This is a genomic window from Mesorhizobium sp. M4B.F.Ca.ET.089.01.1.1 (genome assembly GCF_004022605.1).
In the GTDB taxonomy this organism is placed as follows: domain Bacteria; phylum Pseudomonadota; class Alphaproteobacteria; order Rhizobiales; family Rhizobiaceae; genus Mesorhizobium; species Mesorhizobium abyssinicae.
This window is the reverse complement of sequence record NZ_RZOS01001339.1, coordinates 1-493: the sequence shown is the minus strand read 5'-3', so window position 1 is coordinate 493 and position 493 is coordinate 1. Positions and strand designations below refer to the sequence as shown.

1 protein-coding gene is annotated in these 493 nt (G+C 55.6%); it reads left to right on the top strand.

Annotated features, from left to right (window positions below):
• Positions 1-211 precede the first annotated feature (211 nt).
• Positions 212-493 (top strand): hypothetical protein (locus tag EN780_RS39495; protein WP_189557166.1); only part of this gene is annotated, 282 nt, incomplete at its 3' end.

The following is a 493-nucleotide window of genomic DNA, read 5'->3' as shown; positions in this document are numbered from 1 at the left end:
ACTCATTTTTTGCGAGCCTTTGCTTTCCGTTATCGGCCGTCTCGCATGTAATCTCGACTGAACCGTGGCGGCTGGCAAAATTGAGAGAAACTCTTTTGCCTCCGACGAATGCGGCCACAGGTGGCAACCGGCAATGCGGTCGCGCCGAACAGCCCACCAAGAATGATTGAGGCGGCGACGAGCGGCACATCCCAGAATCTACGGCCAAAACTTGAATAAAGCGCTTAAGCGGAAAATCCGCTTCGAGCTGGCGCTTGCGGTCGACGATGTCGTCGGCCGAGATCGAGATCCAGCGCAAGGGTTAATCGCTGCGCATAATCATTGCTTCAAGCGCGGCTGCATCGAAAGCTTTTCGAGCAGCTGGTGGATGGGCCTCACCACGCAATACCCTGCAGACAGGCGTCCATCGCTGCCTTTCCGTTTTCTCGGTCTGACGATGAAGATCATGCGGCAGGATAGCGGCAGCATCACTAACATTGAACACGATGCGCTC